Origin of the sequence: Ideonella sp. (assembly GCF_041287625.1) — a bacterium.
GTDB lineage: Bacteria > Pseudomonadota > Gammaproteobacteria > Burkholderiales > Burkholderiaceae_C > Ideonella.
On sequence record NZ_JBGGNH010000012.1, the window covers coordinates 109,771 to 127,253 of the forward strand.

Below are 17,483 nucleotides of genomic sequence, written 5' to 3' on the forward strand. Positions count from 1 at the left end.
GCCGCATGTCACGGCGCTTTCACCGAGCGTCGCAATTCAGCAACTTGGCTTCACAAGGGATTGCATGGGGTGTTTGCGCCGGGGCCGTAACGAGGCCCGCAATCTCGACGCAATCCCACGCGTGGCGTTTGTTCCAACGGAATGCGGTGCCAAGATGCGCCATGGCGATGCGCCGCCTCCGGGCAGGTGCGTCAGCCGCTTTCGTGGTTCAGATGGATTTGGGATGGGTTTGGCATGAGCGTGCGCCGCGAGACGGACAAGAGGGATGGCAAGGCGTTGAAGCGCATGGGGCACCACCGGCTGCTGCTGGCTGGGCTGGCGCTGAGCCTGGGCTTTGGCCTGGTGCCTGGGCTGCATGCCCAGGTGGCGGTGGCGGGCCGCGAGTCGGTCGGGGCGGTCACACGGGCAGGCGGCATCACCGCCGGGGCGATCCCGTTCCAGCAGGTCAAGGGCTACGCGGTGGTCATCGGCGGTGCGCTGAAGGATGACAACGACGAGGTCTGGGGCCGGCTGGTGGAGCTGGCCGGCGGGCGCGGTTCGCGCTGGGTGGTGTTTGGCACCGCCTCCGAGAACCCGGACAAGACCGCGCGCCGCATCGGCGACCTGCTGGAGCGCCGCGGTGCGGTGGCCGAACAGCTGCCTGTGGCGCCTGCGCTGAAATGGGTGGACCTGGACAAGGCGGTGCGCGATCCGGCGCTGCTGGAGCTGGTGAAAAACGCCAAGGGTGTGTTTTTCTCCGGCGGCGCGCAGGAGCGCATCGTCGACACCTTCAACCCTGGCGGCAAGCCCACGCCGATGCTGCAGGCCATCTGGGACGTGTACCGCCGCGGCGGCGTGGTGGCCGGCACCTCGGCCGGCGCCGCGGTGATGAGCACGGTGATGTTCCGTGACGCACTGAGCGTGCTCAGCGTCATGAAGGGCCAGCTGCGCGACGGCAAGGAAGTCGACCATGGCCTGGGCTTCGTCGGCCCGAACCTGTTCGTGGACCAGCATTTCCTCAAGCGAGGCCGCTTCGGCCGCATGATCCCGCTGATGCTGGCCAAGGGCTACAAGCTCGGGCTGGGCGTGGACGAAAACAGCGCGGCCATCGTGCAGGGCGACCTGGTCGAGGTGATTGGCGGCAAGGGCGCGCTGCTGGTGGACCTGGCCGATGTGCAGACCAACCCGCAGCTCGGCGCGCTGAACCTCACCGGTGCCAAGCTCAGCTACCTGGACCGCGGCGACCACTACGACCTCGGCACGCGGCAGATCACGCCGTCCGAGCGCAAGCAGCGTGGCCAGAAGCTGGACCCGAACGCCGCCGGCTACAAGCCCGACTTCACCAACGAGCCCTTCTACATCGACATGCTGGGCGACACCACGGTGGCCAATGCGATGGGCTTCCTGATCGACAGCAGCCAGAAGGAAGTGCGCGGCCTGGCCTTCGATCCCAAGGCGCAGCCCGGCGACCCGCTGCCCGACCTCGGCTTCTCGTTCCGCCTCTACAAGGGCAAGGACACGCTGGGCTGGTACTCCGACGAGCAGGGCGGCGACGACTACAGCGTGGTCAATGTCTACCTGGACCTGCAGCCGGTGCGCATGGCACGGCCCTTGTTTGCACCGTGGACCGGCCGCTGAGCGCGCACCCCGCGCCGCGCGATACTCCGGCCTTCGTTTCGGTCCCCGTGCGCTTTTTCTCCCCAGGAGCTTTTTGCACCATGCAACGCCGCCCTCTCTTCATCGCCTGCTTGTTCGCCGCCCTCGGCACGTTCGCCAGCGCCGCTGCGCTGGCCCAGGCTCCGGACTGGAAGAAGGTCCGCATCGGCGTGGAAGGCGCCTACCCGCCGTTCTCGGAAGTGGGCACGGACGGCAAGCTCAAGGGCTTCGACATCGAGATGGCGCTGGCGCTGTGCGCCGAGATGAAGGCCGAGTGCACGCTGGTGCAGCAGGAATGGGACGGCATGATCCCTGCGCTGCAGGCCAAGAAGTTCGACGCGATCATCGCCTCGATGGCCATCACCGAAGAGCGCAAGAAGGCGGTCGCCTTCACCAACAAGTACTACAACACGCCGGCCCGCTTCGTCGGCAAGGGCAACGCCAGCACCGATGTGTCGCCTGCCGGCATGAAGGGCAAGAAGATCGGCGTGCAGCGCACCACCATCCACGACCGCTACGTCACCGCCTTCTACAAGGACAGCGAGATCGTGCGCTATGCCAAGCAGGACGAGGTCTACCTGGACATGGCGGCCGGCCGCGTCGACGCGACGCTGGGTGACTCGGTCGCCGAAGACGGCGGCTTCCTGAAGCGGCCGATCGGCAAGGGCTTCAGCTTCATCGGCCCGGCCATCGAAGACACCAAGTTCTTCGGTGACGGCTCCGGCATCGCGATCCGCAAGGCTGACACCGCACTGGTCGACAAGTTCAACGCCGCCATCGTCTCGCTGCGCGCCAATGGCGGCTACAAGAAGATCCAGGACAAGTACTTCGACTTCGACGTCTTCGGCAAGTAAGGCGGGGACTCGCGCTTGGACTTCCTGCACGGCTACGGCCACAGCCTGCTCGAGGGCGCGCTGCTGACACTCGCGGTGGCGCTTGGCTCGCTGGCCATTGCGCTGGTGCTGGGCCTGGCCGGCGCGCTGGCCAAGCTCTCGAAGGTGCGCGCATTGCAGTGGCTGGCCACGGCCTACACCACGCTGGTGCGGGCCGTGCCGGACCTGGTCGTGATGCTGCTGGTCTTCTACGGCGGGCAGGTCGCGGCCAACAGCTTTGCCGAGCGCATGGGCTGGGACAGCCTGGACATCAACCCCTACGTGGCCGGCGTGCTGACCATCGGCTTCATCTTCGGCGCCTACCTGACCGAAGTGCTGCGCGGCGCCTTCCTGGCCGTGCCGCCGGGCCAGCGCGAGGCCGCGGTCGCCTACGGCATGACGCCCTGGCAGGTGCTGCGCCGCATCGTCGGCCCGCAGATGCTGCGGCATGCGCTGCCCGGCCTGTCGAACAACTGGCTGGTGATGATCAAGAGCACCGCCATCGTCTCGCTGATCGGGCTGTCGGACCTGATGGCGCGCGCCAAGGGCGCGGCCGGCAGCACGCGCGAGCCCTTCCTGTTCTACATGGCGGCCGGCGGCATCTACCTGCTGTTCACCAGCCTGTCCGAGCTCGGCTTTGCGTGGCTGCAGAAGCGGCTGTCCATCGGCACGCGGCGCGTTTCTCTCTGAGCGTTGAGAAGTTGAACTGACGATGGATTTCGACGCGATCCGCGAAAGCCTGCCGCTGTACTTTCACGGCGTGCTGGTCACGCTGGAACTGCTGGTCGCCGCACTGGCGCTGGGCATGCTGGGCGCGCTGCCGCTGGCCATGCTGCGCAGCCTGCCGTCGCCCTGGGCCAACAAGCCGGTCTGGCTGTTCACCTACGTGATGCGCGGCACGCCGATGCTGCTGCAGCTGTTCATCCTCTACTACGGGCTGGCGCAGTTCGAGTGGGTGCGCGCCAGCATCCTGTGGCCCTGGCTCAGCTCGGCCTGGTTCTGCGCCATTGCGGCGTTTGCGCTGAACACCTGCGCCTACACGACCGAGATCCTCCACGGCGCGATCAAGGCATTGCCGCACGGCGAGATCGAAGCGGCCAAGGCGCTGGGCATGTCGCGTTGGGTGACCTTGCGGCGCATCGTGCTGCCTTCGGCCTTCCGCCGCTCGCTGCCGGCCTATGGCAACGAGGTGGTGTTGATGATGCACGGCACCTCGCTGGCCAGCGTCGTCACGCTGGCCGACCTGACGAATGCCGCCAACGAGGTGCATTCGATCTACTACCTGCCCTTCGAAGCCTTCATCACCGCTGCCGCGTTCTACGTGCTGATCACGCTGGTGCTGGTGGCCCTGTTCCGCCAGGCTGAAAAGCGCTGGCTGCAGCCGCTGCTCCCGCGCTGAATCTGCCGCACTGAAACTTCAGTTGTCGTACCCATGAAAACCGTCACCCATTCCCTGCTCAGCCCCGTGCCCGGCACCCGCCGCGAACTGGTCAGCCTGCACCACGGCGAGCCCGGCCGCGGCCCCAAGGTCTACATCCAGGCCTCGCTGCATGCCGACGAAGTGCCCGGCATGCTGGTCGCCCACCACCTGCGCAGCCAGCTGGCGGCGCTGGAGGCCGCGGGCCGGCTGCTCGGCGAGATCGTGCTGGTGCCGGCGGCCAACCCGATCGGCATCGGCCAATGGGTGCTGCGCAACTACCAGGGCCGCTTCGAGCTGGGCAGCGGCGAGAACTTCAACCGCAACTATGCGGACCTGACCGAGGCGGTGCTGGCGGCGGTCGGCGCGCAGCTGGGCGCGGACGCGAAGCAGAACGTCGCGCTGGTGCGCGGCGCGCTGCGCGAGGCCGCGGCGGCATTGCCGGTGGCCACCGAGCTGGAAAGCCTGCGCAAGACGCTGCTGGCGCTGGCCATCGACGCCGACGTGGTGCTGGACCTGCACTGCGACGGCGAGGCCGTGCTGCACCTCTACACCACGCCGGCGACCTGGTCCACCGCCGAGCTGCTGGCGCGCTGCATCCGCGCCGAACTCTCGCTGCTGGCCGAGCGTTCCGGTGGTGACCCGTTCGACGAGGCCTGTTCGATGGTCTGGCCGGCGCTGGCCGCCAGGCTCGGGCCGGACAAGCCGCTGCCGCCTTCGTGCATGGCCGCGACCATCGAGCTGCGCGGCGAGGCGGATGTCTCGCACGCCCGCGCCGAGGCGGACGCAGAAGGCATCGTGCAGTTCCTGGTCGCCTGCGGTGCGGTGGCGCCCGAAGCCAAACCGCTGCCGATGCCGGCGCTGCGCCGCGCGCCAACGCCGCTGTCGGGCTCCATCCCGCTGGTCGCGCCGCACGGCGGCATGGTCGTTTTCCTGCAGCCACCGGGCACCGAGGTGCAGGCTGGCGAGCCACTGGTGGATTTGATCGACCCGATCAGCGGCGCGGTCACCACGCTGAACAGCCCCGTCACCGGCCTGTTCTTCGCACGCGACCTGCGCCGCTTTGCAGTGGCCGGCATGACGCTGGGCAAGGTGGCCGGCGAGCAGGCGTTGCGCCAGGGCAAGCTGTTGTCCGCCTGAAAGCCATCGCATGCAAATTTCCGGCGGTCTGCAGGTCCAGAACCTGCACAAGAAGTTTGGCGACCGCGAGGTGCTGCGCGGCGTGTCGCTGCAGGCGCAGCGCGGCGACGTGGTCGCCATCATCGGCTCCAGCGGCTCGGGCAAGAGCACGCTGCTGCGCTGCCTGAACCTGCTGGAGCAGCCGCACGAAGGCACGCTGAGCCTGAACGGTGAGGTGCTGCAGCTCAAGCGCCAGCACGACGGCAGCCTGGGCGCAGCCGATGCGAAGCAACTGCAGCACTGGCGCACCCGGCTGGCCTTTGTGTTCCAGAGCTTCAACCTCTGGCAGCACCGCACGGCGCTGGAGAACGTCATCGAAGCGCCCATCCACGTGCTGGGCAAGACCAAGGCCGAAGCCACCGAACGCGGCGAGGCGCTGCTGGCCCGCGTGGGGCTCACGCACCGCCAGCACGTCTACCCGGCGCAGCTCTCCGGCGGCGAGCAGCAGCGCGTGGCGATTGCCCGCGCGCTGGCGATGGACCCGGAAGTGATGCTCTTCGACGAACCCACCTCGGCGCTGGACCCGGAGCTGGTCGGCGAGGTGCTGCGCGTGATGCGCGGCCTGGCCGAGGAAGGCCGCACGATGCTGGTGGTCACGCACGAGATGGAGTTCGCCCGCGAGGTGGCCAACCACGCCATCTTCGTGCACCAAGGCCTGATCGAGGAAGAAGGCAAGCCGAAGGAAGTGCTGGTGCGCCCGCAGAGCGAGCGGCTGAAGCAGTTCCTCTCCGGCGGGCTGAAGTAGAGGCAAAGCGCAGTGGCCTGACACGCCCGCGTCATCGGTGATTCATAAGCTGGCCGGTCTTTCCGGCTGGACCTGCTTGTCACCATGACCCCTCAAAATCTCCTCCCCCGCGCGCTGTGCCTGGCCCTTGGCTGCACGCTGGCCTTCGGCGCCACCGCCGCGACCACGACCGCCTACTGGTACCAGACCAAGACGCCGTACCAGCCGCAGCAAGAGGCGTCGACCTACGAGGCCGCGCCGGCCGGCTTCAAGCCGGTGTTCACGCAGATGCTGGCCCGCCACGGCTCGCGCGGCCTGTCCAGCCTGAAGTACGACCTGGCCGTGCACAACATGTGGCTGCAGGCCCAGGCCGATGGCGCGCTGACCCCGCTGGGCGCCGCGCTGGACGCGGACGTGATGGCCATCATGAAGGCCAACTCCCTGCTCGGCTATGGCGTGGAAGGCATCTCCAAGCCGGGGTATGGCAACGAGACGCAGTTGGGCATCAGCGAGCACAAGGTGCTGGCCCAGCGCATGGTCTCGCGCCTGCAGCCGTACTGGAAGCAGGTGGCCAACAACTCGGTGGCCAAGCCGCGCCAGATTGTCGTCGTGACCTCCGGCGTGGACCGGGCCGTCGACAGCGGCCACTACTTCACCGAAGGCCTGCTGGCCGCCAAGCCGGGTCTGGAAAAGCTGGTCACCACGCCGGCCGCGCCTGGCCCGTACCCGGACGTGGGCACGCCCGTTGCGCAGCCGGCCGGCACCGACCGCTTCGAGTTGTACTTCCACAAGCTGGTGCCCGCGACTGACCTGGTGACCCACACCAGCGACCCGCACTTCGTCACCTACACGGACAGCCAGGCCTACCAGGCCTACAAGGGCGCCGATGCCGACCTGCTGTCGCGCCAGGCCGCGCTGCAGGCGAACCCGGCGGTGGGCGCGGCCGGCCGGGTGGTGCTGGAGCGTTTGTTCGCCAAGGCTTTCGTGGACAAGATCGAGAACGGCACTTATGGCTTCGCCAACACCGGCACCTACAGCTTCACCAGCGACGATGGCAAGTTCACGTCCACGCTCACCGGCGACGGCAAGACCAAGATCAACAGCCTGGCTTCGGCTGCCGCGCTGCTCTACGAGCTGTATTCGATTGCCCCGGCGATGAAGGCCGAAGCCGGCGTGAACTTCAAGCCTTACATGCCGCAGGACCAGGCCGAAGTGGTGGCCGAGCTGAACGACGCTTCGGACTTCTACGACAAGGGGCCGGGCTTCACCGAAAAGGGCAGCGCCACGTACAAGATGGCGCAAGGCCTGGTGGACGACTTCTTCAAGGAAGCCGATGCGATCGCCGCCGGCGACCTCTCGCACGCCGCCAAGCTGCGCTTTGCGCACGCCGAAACGGTGATCCCGTTTGCCTCGGCGATGGGCCTGAAGAACGTGCTGCAGCAGGTGCCGCTGGCGCAGACCTACAGCTACGCCAGCAACCCGTGGCGCGGTGTCTACGTCTCGCCGATGGCCGCCAACATGCAGTGGGACCTCTACCGCAACAAGGCCGGCCAGGTCATCGTGAAGATGCTCTACAACGAAGCCGAGACCGACTTCAAGGCCGCCTGCGACGGCGCCAAGCTGCCCGGCACGCAGCACTTCTACGACTACCAGCAGCTGCGCGCTTGCTACGGCTACTGAAATGAAACCGGGGGCGCGATGCCCCCGGTTTCAGCTGCAAAGCATCAGAAAGGTACCCAGTCCGTCGGGTACTTCCAGAAGTCCTTCAAGAGGTAGTTCATCGGCAGGTTCAGCGCAACCTGCTTGGGCGGGATGGGTTGCAGGAACCACTTGGCGTAGATCGCGTCCGCCTCGTGCGAGGTGATCAGGCGCTTCATTTCCTCGTCGACGATGGCCTTCAGCTCCGGGTCGTTCTTGGGCAGCATGATGGCCAGCGGCTCGATGGTTAGGAACTTGCCCACCACCTTGAGCTTGTCCGGTTCCGGCCGGCTGGCCTTCAGGCCGAACAGCAGCACATCGTCCATCGCGAAGCCGTCGGCTTCGCCGTTCTCCACCATCTGCACCGCCCTGGCATGGTCCGGCGCTTCCAGGATCTGGATGCCCAGCAGCCGCTCGTTGTTGTTCTGGGTGATGGACTTCAGCGCAGTGGTGCCAACGGTCGAAACCAGCTTGCGGCTGCCGAAATTGTTGAGGTCGTCGATCTTGCTGTTGGCCAGCACCATGTAGCGGGTGCCGGTGATGTAGTGCGGCACGGTGAAGGCCACCTTCTGCCGGCGCTCGGCGTTGTTGGTGGTGCCGCCGCATTCCATGTCGGCCTTGCCATCGGTGATGGCCGCCACACGGGTGGCGGGGGTGACCAGCAGGTACTCGGTCTGCAGCTTGGCCAGGCCCAGCCGCTTGCGGATGACCTCGGACAGGCGGCTGCACAGGTCAAGGGCATAGCCGACCGGCTGCTTGTCGGGCAGCACATACGAGAACGGCACCGAAGACTCGCGGTGCGCGATGACGATCTTGCCGGTCAGCTTGATGCGGTCCAGCGACGGACCGGCCCAGCTGCTGGCGCTGCCGCACAGCAGTGCAGCGGCAAAGAGGCAGGCACTGCGCGAAGGCAGGCGGCGGGGCGCAAACATTGGCGAACCTTTCGTACGGCAAGGCAAAAGCGGGATGACGACGGTGCGCCCGGAGAGGCGCAAGCGGGTCAGGCTGGCGCAGATGGAATGGTACCGAGGCGGCGTGCTTGATCAGCAAATGTCGGGCCACACCATCGGTTCAAACCCGTGCGGCACGGGCATTGCTTCACGCTGGACCACCGGCGGCCCTGCGGCCGAACGGACCGGGAGCGCTTGGCTACACTGCGCCGAACCCAGCCCCGCGGAGCTGGGTGCCGGCAGCGGCTGGCCCCTTCGCAACAGAGGCGACGATGCAAGAAGAAAACGAACTGCGTGAATGGCTTGAGCAAGTGCGCAGCGGTGCGTTGCCGCGGCGCCGCTTCCTGGCCCAGGCCACAGGCCTCGGCCTCTCGCTGCCGATGGCCGCGGTGCTGCTTGGCAGCGCCGGCCTGGCTGGCGCTGCCGAGCCGGCCTACAAGCCGACCAAACGTGGTGGCGGCGGCCCGCTGAAACTGCTGCTGTGGCAGGGCCCCACGCTGCTGAACCCGCACTTCGCCACCGGCACCAAAGACGAAGAGGGCTCGCACATCTTCTACGAGGCGCTGGCCCGCTACGACGTGGACGGCAACCTGGTGCCGGTGCTGGCGGCAGAGGTGCCGAACAAGGAAAACGGCGGCATTTCGGCCGATGGCAAGAGCGTCACCTGGAAGCTGAAAAAAGGCGTGACCTGGCACGACGGCCAGCCCTTCACCGCTGATGACGTGGTCTTCAACTGGCGCTACGCGACCGACCCGGCCGTCGGCGCCATCACCTCCGGCCACTACCTGGGGCTGAAGCTGGAGAAGGTGGACGCGCTGACCGTGCGCGTGCTGTTCGACAAGCCCTCGCCGTTCTGGCCGCGCACCGCCAACGTTCAGCTCATTCCGCAGCACCTGTTCTCCGCCTACATGGGCGCGAAGTCGCGCGAGGCGCCGGGCAACCTGAAGCCGGTTGGCACCGGGCCGTACAAATTTGTCGACTTCCGACCGGGCGATTCGGTGCGCGGGGTGCTGAACCCGAGCTACCACCGGGCCAACAAGCCATTCTTCGACAGCGTGGAAGTCAAAGGCGGTGGCGACGCCGTCTCGGCCGCACGCGCGGTGCTGCAGACCGGCGAATACGACTACGCCTGGAACCTGCTGGTCGAAGACGAGATCTTGAAGCGCCTGGAAAACGGCGGCAAGGGCCGGGTGGTGTTTGCCGCTGGCGGCTCCACCGAAGCGCTGTTCCTGAACTACGCCGACCCGAACACAGAAATTGACGGCGAGAGGTCCAGCGCCAAGTCGCATCACCCGCTGTTCAGCGACCCGGCCGTGCGCCAGGCGATGGGGCTGTTGATCGACCGTGCCGGCATCCAGAACTTCATCTTCGGCCGCGCGGCGATTGCCACGCCCAACTTCATCAACAACCCGCAGCGCTTTCGCAGCAGCAACCTGAAGGCCGAGTTCAGCCTCGAGAAGGCCAACGAGGTGCTGGACGCCGCCGGCTACAAGCGCGGGGCTGATGGCATTCGCGAGAAGGGCGGCAAGAAGCTGAAGTTCCTGTTCCAGACCTCCATCAATGCGCCGCGGCAGAAGGTGCAGGCCATCATCAAGCAGGCCTGCCAGAAGGCGGGCATCGAGCTGGAACTGAAGTCGGTGGTGGGCAGCGTGTTCTTCTCTTCGGACGTGGCCAACCTGGACACCTACGGCAAGTTCTACGCCGACATGCAGATGTACTTGACGAGCCAGGGCCAGCCCGACCCGGAGCCACACATGCGCCGCTTCGTGTCCTGGGAGATCGCCTCCAAGTCCAACAAGTGGCTGGGCCAGAACCTGGGCCGCTGGCGCTCGGATGAATTCGACAAGGCCTACCGCGAAGCCGAGGTGGAGATGGACCCGGTCAAGCGCGCCGCGCTGTTCATCCGCATGAACGACATGATCGGCCGCGATGGCTACGTCGCGCCGCTGCTGAACCGGCAGTCCGTCAGCGGCCTGGCCCATAAACTGGTCGCACCGCTGACTGGCTGGGAGGTGGACATGAGCACGTTGGCGGACTGGTACCGCGACAGCTGATCCATTCTTCGTGGGTCCGTATTTCCTCCGTCGCCTGCTGATTGCCGTGCCCAGCCTGCTGGGCATCAGCGTGGTGCTGTTCGCCGTGCTGGCGCTGGCGCCGGGTGATCCGTTTTCGGAGATGGCCACCAATCCCAACGTGCCGCCCGAGGTGCGCGAGGCCTTGCGCCAAAGCCTGGGGCTGAACGATCCCGTGTGGCAGCGCTACGGCCACTGGCTGTGGGCGATGCTGCATGGCGACTGGGGCTTCTCGTTCATCAGCCGCGTGGACGTGGACACGCTGATCTGGCAGCGCGTGCCGGTGACGCTGGCGGTGATCGGCGCGTCGCAGCTGCTGGCGCTGGCGGTGGCGCTGCCGGTTGGCATCATGGCCGCGACACGGCCGTATTCCTGGTTCGACAAGCTGGCCAACACCTTGGCCTTCATGGGCTTCTCGCTGCCGACCTTCTTCACCGGCCTGTTGCTCATCCTGCTGTTCTCGATCAAGCTGGACTGGCTGCCGTTTGTCTACCGCGCCGACCTTCCGGCCACCGGCTGGGCCTGGTGGTGGGAACAGCTGCGCCAGACGTTGATGCCGGTGCTGGTGCTGGGCCTGTTCCAGGCGGCGGGCTGGACGCGCTACGTGCGCTCGGCGGCGCTGGACGTGATCCGCCTGGACTACGTGACCACCGCGCGCAGCAAGGGCCTGCCCGAGCGTTTGGTGGTGCTGCGCCATGTGGCGCGCAACGCGCTGATCCCGGTGGTCACGCTGGTCGCGCTGTCGATGCCGCAGGTCTTTGGCGGCGCCATCGTCACCGAGCAGATCTTTCGCATCCCCGGCATCGGCTCGCTGCTGATCGACGCCATCCTGCGCAACGACACGCCGGTCATCATGGCGGTCACCTTTGTGCTGGCCTGCCTGGTGATCCTGTTCAACCTTGTCGCGGATCTGCTCTATGGCTGGCTCGACCCTCGCATCAGCTACCGCTGAGCCGGCCGCTGCCGTGGCGCCGCGCCCGGTGGTCTGGCCCGCCCGCGAGGCCTGGCGGCGCTTTCGCCGGCATGGCCTGGCGGTCTTCAGCCTGGTGCTGCTGGCGCTGATGGTGCTGGCCGTGGGGCTGGGGCCGCTGCTGTGGCCGCTGGCCATCAACGACATCGACTTCGCGGCCCGGCTGGCCACGCCGTCTGCAGCGCACCCGCTGGGCACCGACGACCTGGGCCAGGACCTGCTGTCGCGGCTGCTGTACGGCGGGCGCATCAGCCTGGCGGTGGGCCTGGCGGCGATGGGCATGGCGATTGGCGTGGGCACGCTGATCGGCGCCGTCGCCGGCATGTCGCGCGGCTGGGTGGACACCGCGCTGATGTGGCTGACCGACCTGTTCCTGTCGCTGCCGCAACTGCCGCTGCTGCTGCTGGTCATCTACCTGTTCCGCGAGACGCTGAAAAACGCCTTCGGCCCCGAGCTTGGCGTGTTCCTGCTGATCGTCGGGGTGATCGGCGCATTTTGCTGGATGCCGGTGGCGCGGCTCGTGCGGGCCCAGTTCTTCAGCCTGCGCGAGAAGGAATTCGTCGAGGCCGCGCGGGCACTGGGCGCGAGCCGCGCGCGGCTGGTGTGGCGCCACATCCTGCCCAACGCACTGGGCCCGGTGATCGTGGCCGGCACGGTGGACGTGGCCGGCGCCATCATTGCCGAGAGCACGCTGTCCTTCCTTGGCCTGGGCTTTCCGCCCGACATCCCGACCTGGGGCCGCATCCTGTTCGACGCCAAGGACTACCTGGACATCGCACCGCACTGGGCGCTGTTCCCCGGCCTGGCGATCTTCGTCACGGTGCTGGCCATCAACTTCATTGGCGACGGCCTGCGCGACGCGCTGGACCCGCGCAGGGTGCTGTGATGGCGCTATTGGAAATTCGCGGGCTCAAGACCCACTTCCAGACCGACGACGGCTGGCTGCATGCGGTCGACGGTGTGGACATCGCAGTCGAAGCCGGGCAGACGGTCTGCGTGGTCGGCGAGTCCGGCTGCGGCAAGAGCGTCACCGCCAAGACGGTGATGAAGCTGATCGACATGCCGCCAGGCCGCATCGTCGCCGGCCAGGTGCTGTGGCAGGGGCGTGACCTGGTGCCGCTGGACGCTGCGGCCATGCAGCGCGTGCGGGCCAAGGAAATCGCCATGGTCTTCCAGGAGCCGATGACCTCGCTGAACCCGGTCTACACCGTGGGCCGCCAGATTGCCGAGAGCGTGCGCCTGCATGAAGGGCTGAACCATGCCGACGCGATGGCCCGCGCCGTCGAGATGCTGCGCCTGGTGCGCATCCCCACGCCCGAGCGCCGCGTGAACGATTACCCACACCAGTTCAGCGGCGGCATGCGCCAGCGCGTGATGATGGCAATGGCGCTGGCCTGCAGCCCGAAGCTGCTGATCGCCGACGAGCCCACCACGGCGCTGGACGTGACCATCCAGGCGCAGATCCTGGACCTGCTGCAGGAACTGAAAGACCGGCTGGGCATGGCGGTGCTGCTGATCACGCATGCGATGGGCGTGGTCGCCGAAGTGGGCCAGCGCGTCGTGGTGATGTACGCCGGCCAGGTGGTGGAAGAAGCCGGCGTGGAAGACCTGTTCGCCCGCCCGCGCCACCCCTACACCCAGGGCCTGATCCGCTCTATCCCGCGCATTGACCGCGACGCCGTGCACAAGACCCGGCTCGAAGCGATTGCCGGCAGCGTGCCGCGCCTGATCAACCCGCCTGTCGGCTGCCGCTTCGCGCCGCGCTGCCGCCATGTCACGCCGGCCTGCACCACCGCGACGCCACCGCTGCGCGAGGCGGCGCCGAGCCACAAGGTGGCCTGCATCCTGGATTTGGTGCCATGAACAGCATGCCACTGCTGAAGGTCGAGGGTCTGGTCAAGCAGTTCCCCATCCATGGCGGGCTGTTGGGCCGCGAGGTCGCGCGTGTGCATGCGGTGGACGGCGTCAGCTTCGAGCTCGCGCATGGCGAGACCTTGGGCATCGTCGGCGAATCCGGCTGCGGCAAGAGCACGCTGGGCCGCAGCATCCTGCGCCTGGTCGAGCCGACTGCCGGCGAAGTCAGCTTCGAAGGCCGCAGCGTGACCCGCGCCAGCCCGGCCGGGCTGCGCGCGCTGACGCGCGACATGCAGATCATCTTCCAGGACCCGTTCGCCAGCCTGAACCCGCGCATGTCGGTGCGCGACATCGTCGGCGAGGCGCTGGTCATCCACAAGCTGGCCGGCAATGCGCAGCAGCGCGAGGCGCGGGTGGTGGAGTTGCTGGAAACGGTAGGCCTGTCGGCCGACCAGATGCGCCGCTTTCCGCACGAGTTCTCGGGCGGCCAGCGGCAGCGCATCGGCATCGCCCGCGCGCTGGCCGTCAGCCCCAAGCTGGTGGTCTGCGACGAAGCGGTTTCGGCACTGGACGTGTCCATCCAGGCCCAGGTCATCAACCTGCTCGAAGACCTGCGCGAGCAGTTCGGCCTGGCCTACCTCTTCATCGCGCACGACCTCAGCGTGGTCGAGCACATCAGCCATCGTGTGGCCGTGATGTACCTGGGCCGCATCGTCGAGATCGCGCCCGCCAAGGCGCTCTACACCGAGCCGCGCCACCCGTACACCGAAGCGCTGCTGTCGGCCGTGCCCATTCCGGACCCGACGGTCAAGCGTCGCCGCATCCCGCTGCAAGGCGACGTGCCCAGCCCCATCCATCCACCCACCGGCTGCCACTTCCACACCCGCTGCCCACTGGCGCAGACCGCGCAGTGTCGCGAGCAGCGGCCTGAGCTGAAGCAGGTGGCGGACGGGCACTGGGTGGCCTGTCATTTGCGCAGCTGAACGAGGCAGCGCTGCGCGCAGGCCCTGGCTGCACTCCGCCGCCGGCTGCCGCCCAGGCGGTGGCTTCTCAGCCTTCGAACAGATCGCTGCCGCGCTGCGGCGGGGTCACGCCCAGGTGGCGGTAGGCCATCAAGGTGGCCACACGCCCACGCGGCGTGCGCTGCAGGAAGCCTTGCTGGATCAGGTAAGGCTCGATCACGTCTTCGATCGTGCCGGGCTCTTCGCCAATCGCCGCGGCCACGTTGTCCAGGCCGACCGGGCCGCCATCGAAGCGGTGCACCACGGCTTCGAGCAGCTTGCGGTCCATCAGGTCGAAGCCGCGTGAATCCACGTCCAGCATCTTCAGCGCGGCGTCGGCCATTTCGCGGGTGATGCGGCCGGTGCCCTTGACGTCGGCATAGTCGCGCACGCGGCGCAGCAGGCGGTTGGCTATGCGCGGCGTGCCGCGGCTGCGGCGCGCGATCTCGGTCGCGCCTTCCACGTCGATGGGCGCATTCAGCAGGCCGGCCGAGCGGGTCACGATGCGGGCCAGCTCCTCGTCGGTGTAGAACTCCAGCCGGGTGACGATGCCGAAGCGGTCGCGCAGCGGGTTGGTCAGCATGCCGGCGCGGGTGGTGGCGCCCACGAGGGTGAAGGGCTGCAGGTCCAGCTTGATCGAGCGGGCGGCGGGGCCTTCGCCGATCATGATGTCGATCTGGTAGTCCTCCAGCGCCGGGTACAGGATTTCCTCGACCACGGCCGAGAGCCGGTGGATCTCGTCGATGAACAGCACGTCGTTCTTCTCGAGATTGGTCAGGATGGCGGCCAGGTCCTTGGGCTTTTCCAGCACCGGGCCGCTGGTCTGGCGCAGGTTCACGCCCAGCTCGTTGGCAATGATGTGGCTCAGCGTGGTCTTGCCCAGCCCCGGCGGGCCGAACAGCAGCACATGGTCCAGCGCCTCGTTGCGCTTCCTGGCCGCGCCAATGAAGATCTCCAGCTGTTCGCGCGCCTTCAACTGGCCGACGTATTCGTCCAGCCCCTTGGGCCGCAGCGCGCGTTCCTGCGCTTCTTCCTGCGGCGTCACCGGCTGCGCGGTGACCACGCGGGCCGGCCGGCTGGCAGCGGGGCCGAAATCGTCGGTCTGGATGGACATACAGGGATTATGGCCGGCCGGGACCGCTGCGGCTCAAACCCTGCATTCGTCGTTTCGTCGCAGTCAGCTTGATGCGCCCGTGCCGCGGTGGGAGGCTTGGCGCCTCCCATGTCCGGCGAAAAGTCCCATGCTTCTTCACAACCTTGTGCCCGCCCGTCGCCGCTTGTTCGGCGCTGGCATCCGGTTCGCCGCGGTCTCGGTCATTGCCTTCAGTCCCGCCCTGCAAGCCTTTGCCGCGGAACCAGCACCTGCCGAGCTTCGCACGCAGCTGGATGCGCTGCTCGCCAGCGCAGTGCCGGCCGATGGGCCCGGCGCGGTGATGCTGGTGGCCCGTGGCGAGACGGTGCTCTACCGCAGCGCGCGTGGCATGGCCAGCATCGAGCTGGGTGTGCCGCTGTCGCCGGACCAGGTGCTGCGCATCGGATCGGTGACCAAGCAGTTTTCGGCGGCGGCCTTGCTGCAACTGGTGGACCAGGGGCTCGCGAAGCTGGACGATCCGCTGTCCAAATACCTGCCGAGCTACCCCGGCGGAGACGGCATCACGCTGCAGCAACTGCTCAACCATACCTCGGGCGTGAAGAGCTTCACCAGCCTGCCGCGCTACATGGGCAATCCAATTCGGCGGGACCTGAGCACCGCGGAGATGATCGCCGAGTTCAGCGGCCAGCCGGTGGACTTCGCGCCCGGCGCATCCTGGGCGTACAACAACTCCGGCTACGTGCTGGTGGGCGCGGTGATCGAGGCCATCACGAAGAAGGCCTGGCACGCGCAGGTGGCGGCCATGCTGCAGCCGCAGGGCCTGGGCCGCATCCAGTACGACGATCCGGATCGCGTCATCCCCGGCCTGGTGTCGGGTTACAGCAGCGGCGCCGCAGGCGTGGAGCGTGCGGGCCTGGTGAGCATGACGCAGCCGCACGCGGCCGGTGCATTGGTCAGCACGGTGGACGAACTCTGGCGCTGGAACCTGGCCCTGCACCGCGGCCAGGTGCTGAAGCCGGCGACCTACCTGCGCATGGTCACGCCGGAGGGCACCCCTGCGCAGAAGGCGGCCTACGGCGATGGCATCTATGCCGAGACGCTGCGCGGCCAGCCCATGCTGCAGCACGGCGGCGGCATCCATGGCTTCAAGTCGGTGCTGATCTGGCTGCCGGCAACGCAGCTCAGCGTGGTGGTACTGCACAACAGCGACAGCAATGCGCTGAACGTCGGCACGCTGGGCCGGCGCGTCGCGGCCATTGCCCTGGGCCAACCCTTTCCGGATGGCCCCAAGCTGGACCTGCCGGTGAGCGAACTGGAGAAACTGCAAGGCGTGTGGCGCACAGCTGGCAGCTCGGCCGCGGCGGACGACCGCGTGTTGCGTGTGAAGGACGGCGCCTTGTATGCGCAACGCGGTGAGGGGCGGCCACTCAAGCTGCGGCCCATCGCCGGCGGCCTCTTCCTGTTCGAAAACGCCCTGCACCGCCTGGAGGCCGTGCCTGGCAGCGAGACGCTGCGCTACTTCGATGGCGGCGAGGGCGAGGGCGAAACCTGGCGCCGGGTCGGCCCCTTGCCGCACTGAGCACTTCCGGCGGACCGGCCTGATGGCCGTCGCCGCTCAGGCGTAGGTGTCGACCTGCAAGCCGAGGCGGCGGACGGGGTTGTCGTTCTTCCTGGCTGCCAGCGGGTCGGCCGAGCCTGCCTGCGGCTGCGCGTCCTTCGACTCGCTGGACTTGGCTTCGCCCGCCTTGCGCTTGGCCTCGGCGTCTTGCGTGGCCTTGTTCTGCAGCGCGGTGATCTGCTGCTGGACCGACAGCATCTGCATCTGCAGCAGTTGTTGCTGCTTCTGCTTGTCGTCCGCGCTCAGCGTGTCGTCCTTGGTCAGGTCCTTCAGGTCCTGCGCCAGGCTTTGCAACTGCTTTTGCAGCGCGGCGATCTGCGAGGCGGTGGTGGACGAGCTGCCGCTGCTGGCGCTGGCGGCATTGGCGACGGTGGTGGAGGCAGCGACTTGCATGGCGGGT

16 protein-coding genes are annotated in these 17,483 nt (G+C 67.6%); 13 read left to right on the forward strand and 3 right to left on the reverse strand.

Annotation, left to right across the window (positions count from 1 at the left end; genetic code table 11):
- The first annotated feature begins 234 nt into the window (after nt 1-234).
- The 7 genes from ACAH41_RS03390 to ACAH41_RS03420 all read left to right on the forward strand — a co-directional run bounded on the left by ACAH41_RS03390 (nt 235) and on the right by ACAH41_RS03420 (nt 7,507).
- Entirely contained in the window at nt 235-1,617 is a 1,383-nt protein-coding gene (locus tag ACAH41_RS03390; protein WP_325648077.1) for a cyanophycinase, read from the forward strand.
- 80 nt (nt 1,618-1,697) lie between these two features.
- Nucleotides 1,698-2,489, forward strand: a complete 792-nt coding sequence (locus ACAH41_RS03395) for an ABC transporter substrate-binding protein (protein ID WP_325648078.1) — start codon at nt 1,698-1,700, stop codon at nt 2,487-2,489.
- A gap of 15 nt (nt 2,490-2,504) precedes the next feature.
- Complete coding sequence (locus ACAH41_RS03400) at nt 2,505-3,197, forward strand: ABC transporter permease (RefSeq protein WP_325648079.1); 693 nt, start codon at nt 2,505-2,507, stop codon at nt 3,195-3,197.
- 22 nt (nt 3,198-3,219) lie between these two features.
- Nucleotides 3,220-3,906: an ABC transporter permease gene (locus ACAH41_RS03405; protein ID WP_325648080.1), complete on the forward strand. Its 687-nt coding sequence runs from the start codon at nt 3,220-3,222 to the stop codon at nt 3,904-3,906.
- A 33-nt stretch (nt 3,907-3,939) separates the two neighbouring features.
- On the forward strand, nt 3,940-5,064 hold the full coding sequence (locus tag ACAH41_RS03410) for a succinylglutamate desuccinylase/aspartoacylase family protein (RefSeq protein WP_325648081.1): 1,125 nt from the start codon (nt 3,940-3,942) through the stop codon (nt 5,062-5,064).
- A gap of 10 nt (nt 5,065-5,074) precedes the next feature.
- Nucleotides 5,075-5,848, forward strand: coding sequence for an ATP-binding cassette domain-containing protein (locus ACAH41_RS03415; protein WP_325648082.1), 774 nt, complete (start codon nt 5,075-5,077; stop codon nt 5,846-5,848).
- Nucleotides 5,849-5,932: 84 nt separating this feature from the next.
- Nucleotides 5,933-7,507, forward strand: coding sequence for a histidine-type phosphatase (locus tag ACAH41_RS03420; protein ID WP_325648083.1), 1,575 nt, complete (start codon nt 5,933-5,935; stop codon nt 7,505-7,507).
- 44 nt (nt 7,508-7,551) lie between these two features.
- On the opposite strand, the gene ACAH41_RS03425 is transcribed toward ACAH41_RS03420, so the two are convergent.
- Complete coding sequence (locus ACAH41_RS03425; RefSeq protein ID WP_325648084.1) at nt 7,552-8,457, reverse strand: amino acid ABC transporter substrate-binding protein; 906 nt, start codon at nt 8,455-8,457, stop codon at nt 7,552-7,554.
- A 290-nt stretch (nt 8,458-8,747) separates the two neighbouring features.
- On the opposite strand from ACAH41_RS03425, the gene ACAH41_RS03430 reads away from it, so the two are divergent.
- The 5 genes from ACAH41_RS03430 to ACAH41_RS03450 are packed head-to-tail and all read left to right on the forward strand — an operon-like array spanning nt 8,748 to nt 14,354.
- A complete protein-coding gene (locus ACAH41_RS03430) occupies nt 8,748-10,529 on the forward strand; it encodes a peptide ABC transporter substrate-binding protein (protein ID WP_325648085.1) in 1,782 nt (593 codons plus the stop codon).
- 10 nt (nt 10,530-10,539) lie between these two features.
- Nucleotides 10,540-11,499, forward strand: coding sequence for an ABC transporter permease (locus ACAH41_RS03435; protein ID WP_325648086.1), 960 nt, complete (start codon nt 10,540-10,542; stop codon nt 11,497-11,499).
- A 13-nt stretch (nt 11,500-11,512) separates the two neighbouring features.
- Nucleotides 11,513-12,403 (forward strand): ABC transporter permease, encoded by an 891-nt coding sequence (locus tag ACAH41_RS03440; RefSeq protein WP_370538171.1) that lies wholly within the window; start codon nt 11,513-11,515, stop codon nt 12,401-12,403.
- Complete coding sequence (locus ACAH41_RS03445) at nt 12,403-13,380, forward strand: ABC transporter ATP-binding protein (protein WP_325648088.1); 978 nt, start codon at nt 12,403-12,405, stop codon at nt 13,378-13,380. Before ACAH41_RS03440 ends, ACAH41_RS03445 begins: the two co-directional genes overlap by 1 nt.
- Nucleotides 13,377-14,354, forward strand: a complete 978-nt coding sequence (locus ACAH41_RS03450; RefSeq protein WP_325648089.1) for a dipeptide ABC transporter ATP-binding protein — start codon at nt 13,377-13,379, stop codon at nt 14,352-14,354. Before ACAH41_RS03445 ends, ACAH41_RS03450 begins: the two co-directional genes overlap by 4 nt.
- A 67-nt stretch (nt 14,355-14,421) precedes the next feature.
- Here the strand turns inward: ACAH41_RS03450 and ruvB are convergent, their stop codons facing one another.
- A complete protein-coding gene (ruvB, locus tag ACAH41_RS03455; RefSeq protein ID WP_325648090.1) occupies nt 14,422-15,486 on the reverse strand; it encodes a Holliday junction branch migration DNA helicase RuvB in 1,065 nt (354 codons plus the stop codon).
- Nucleotides 15,487-15,613: 127 nt separating this feature from the next.
- Between ruvB and ACAH41_RS03460 the strand changes: the two genes are divergently transcribed.
- A complete protein-coding gene (locus tag ACAH41_RS03460) occupies nt 15,614-17,044 on the forward strand; it encodes a serine hydrolase domain-containing protein (protein ID WP_325648091.1) in 1,431 nt (476 codons plus the stop codon).
- Nucleotides 17,045-17,080: 36 nt separating this feature from the next.
- On the opposite strand, the gene ACAH41_RS03465 is transcribed toward ACAH41_RS03460, so the two are convergent.
- Complete coding sequence (locus ACAH41_RS03465) at nt 17,081-17,476, reverse strand: FlxA-like family protein (RefSeq protein ID WP_325648092.1); 396 nt, start codon at nt 17,474-17,476, stop codon at nt 17,081-17,083.
- Between the last annotated feature and the right edge of the window lie 7 nt (nt 17,477-17,483).

Excerpts from the sequence above, each read along its gene's own strand:
- ACAH41_RS03420 (WP_325648083.1), top strand. The coding sequence starts at position 5,933 with ATGACCCCTCAAAATCTCCTCCCCCGCGCGCTGTGCCTGGCCCTTGGC.
- ACAH41_RS03430 (WP_325648085.1), top strand. The coding sequence starts at position 8,748 with ATGCAAGAAGAAAACGAACTGCGTGAATGGCTTGAGCAAGTGCGCAGC.
- ACAH41_RS03445 (WP_325648088.1), top strand. The coding sequence starts at position 12,403 with ATGGCGCTATTGGAAATTCGCGGGCTCAAGACCCACTTCCAGACCGAC.
- ACAH41_RS03415 (WP_325648082.1), top strand. The coding sequence starts at position 5,075 with ATGCAAATTTCCGGCGGTCTGCAGGTCCAGAACCTGCACAAGAAGTTT.
- ACAH41_RS03390 (WP_325648077.1), top strand. The coding sequence starts at position 235 with ATGAGCGTGCGCCGCGAGACGGACAAGAGGGATGGCAAGGCGTTGAAG.
- ACAH41_RS03450 (WP_325648089.1), top strand. The coding sequence starts at position 13,377 with ATGAACAGCATGCCACTGCTGAAGGTCGAGGGTCTGGTCAAGCAGTTC.
- ACAH41_RS03425 (WP_325648084.1), bottom strand. The coding sequence starts at position 8,457 with ATGTTTGCGCCCCGCCGCCTGCCTTCGCGCAGTGCCTGCCTCTTTGCC.
- ACAH41_RS03460 (WP_325648091.1), top strand. The coding sequence starts at position 15,614 with ATGCTTCTTCACAACCTTGTGCCCGCCCGTCGCCGCTTGTTCGGCGCT.
- ruvB (WP_325648090.1), bottom strand. The coding sequence starts at position 15,486 with ATGTCCATCCAGACCGACGATTTCGGCCCCGCTGCCAGCCGGCCGGCC.
- ACAH41_RS03465 (WP_325648092.1), bottom strand. The coding sequence starts at position 17,476 with ATGCAAGTCGCTGCCTCCACCACCGTCGCCAATGCCGCCAGCGCCAGC.
- ACAH41_RS03410 (WP_325648081.1), top strand. The coding sequence starts at position 3,940 with ATGAAAACCGTCACCCATTCCCTGCTCAGCCCCGTGCCCGGCACCCGC.
- ACAH41_RS03395 (WP_325648078.1), top strand. The coding sequence starts at position 1,698 with ATGCAACGCCGCCCTCTCTTCATCGCCTGCTTGTTCGCCGCCCTCGGC.
- ACAH41_RS03405 (WP_325648080.1), top strand. The coding sequence starts at position 3,220 with ATGGATTTCGACGCGATCCGCGAAAGCCTGCCGCTGTACTTTCACGGC.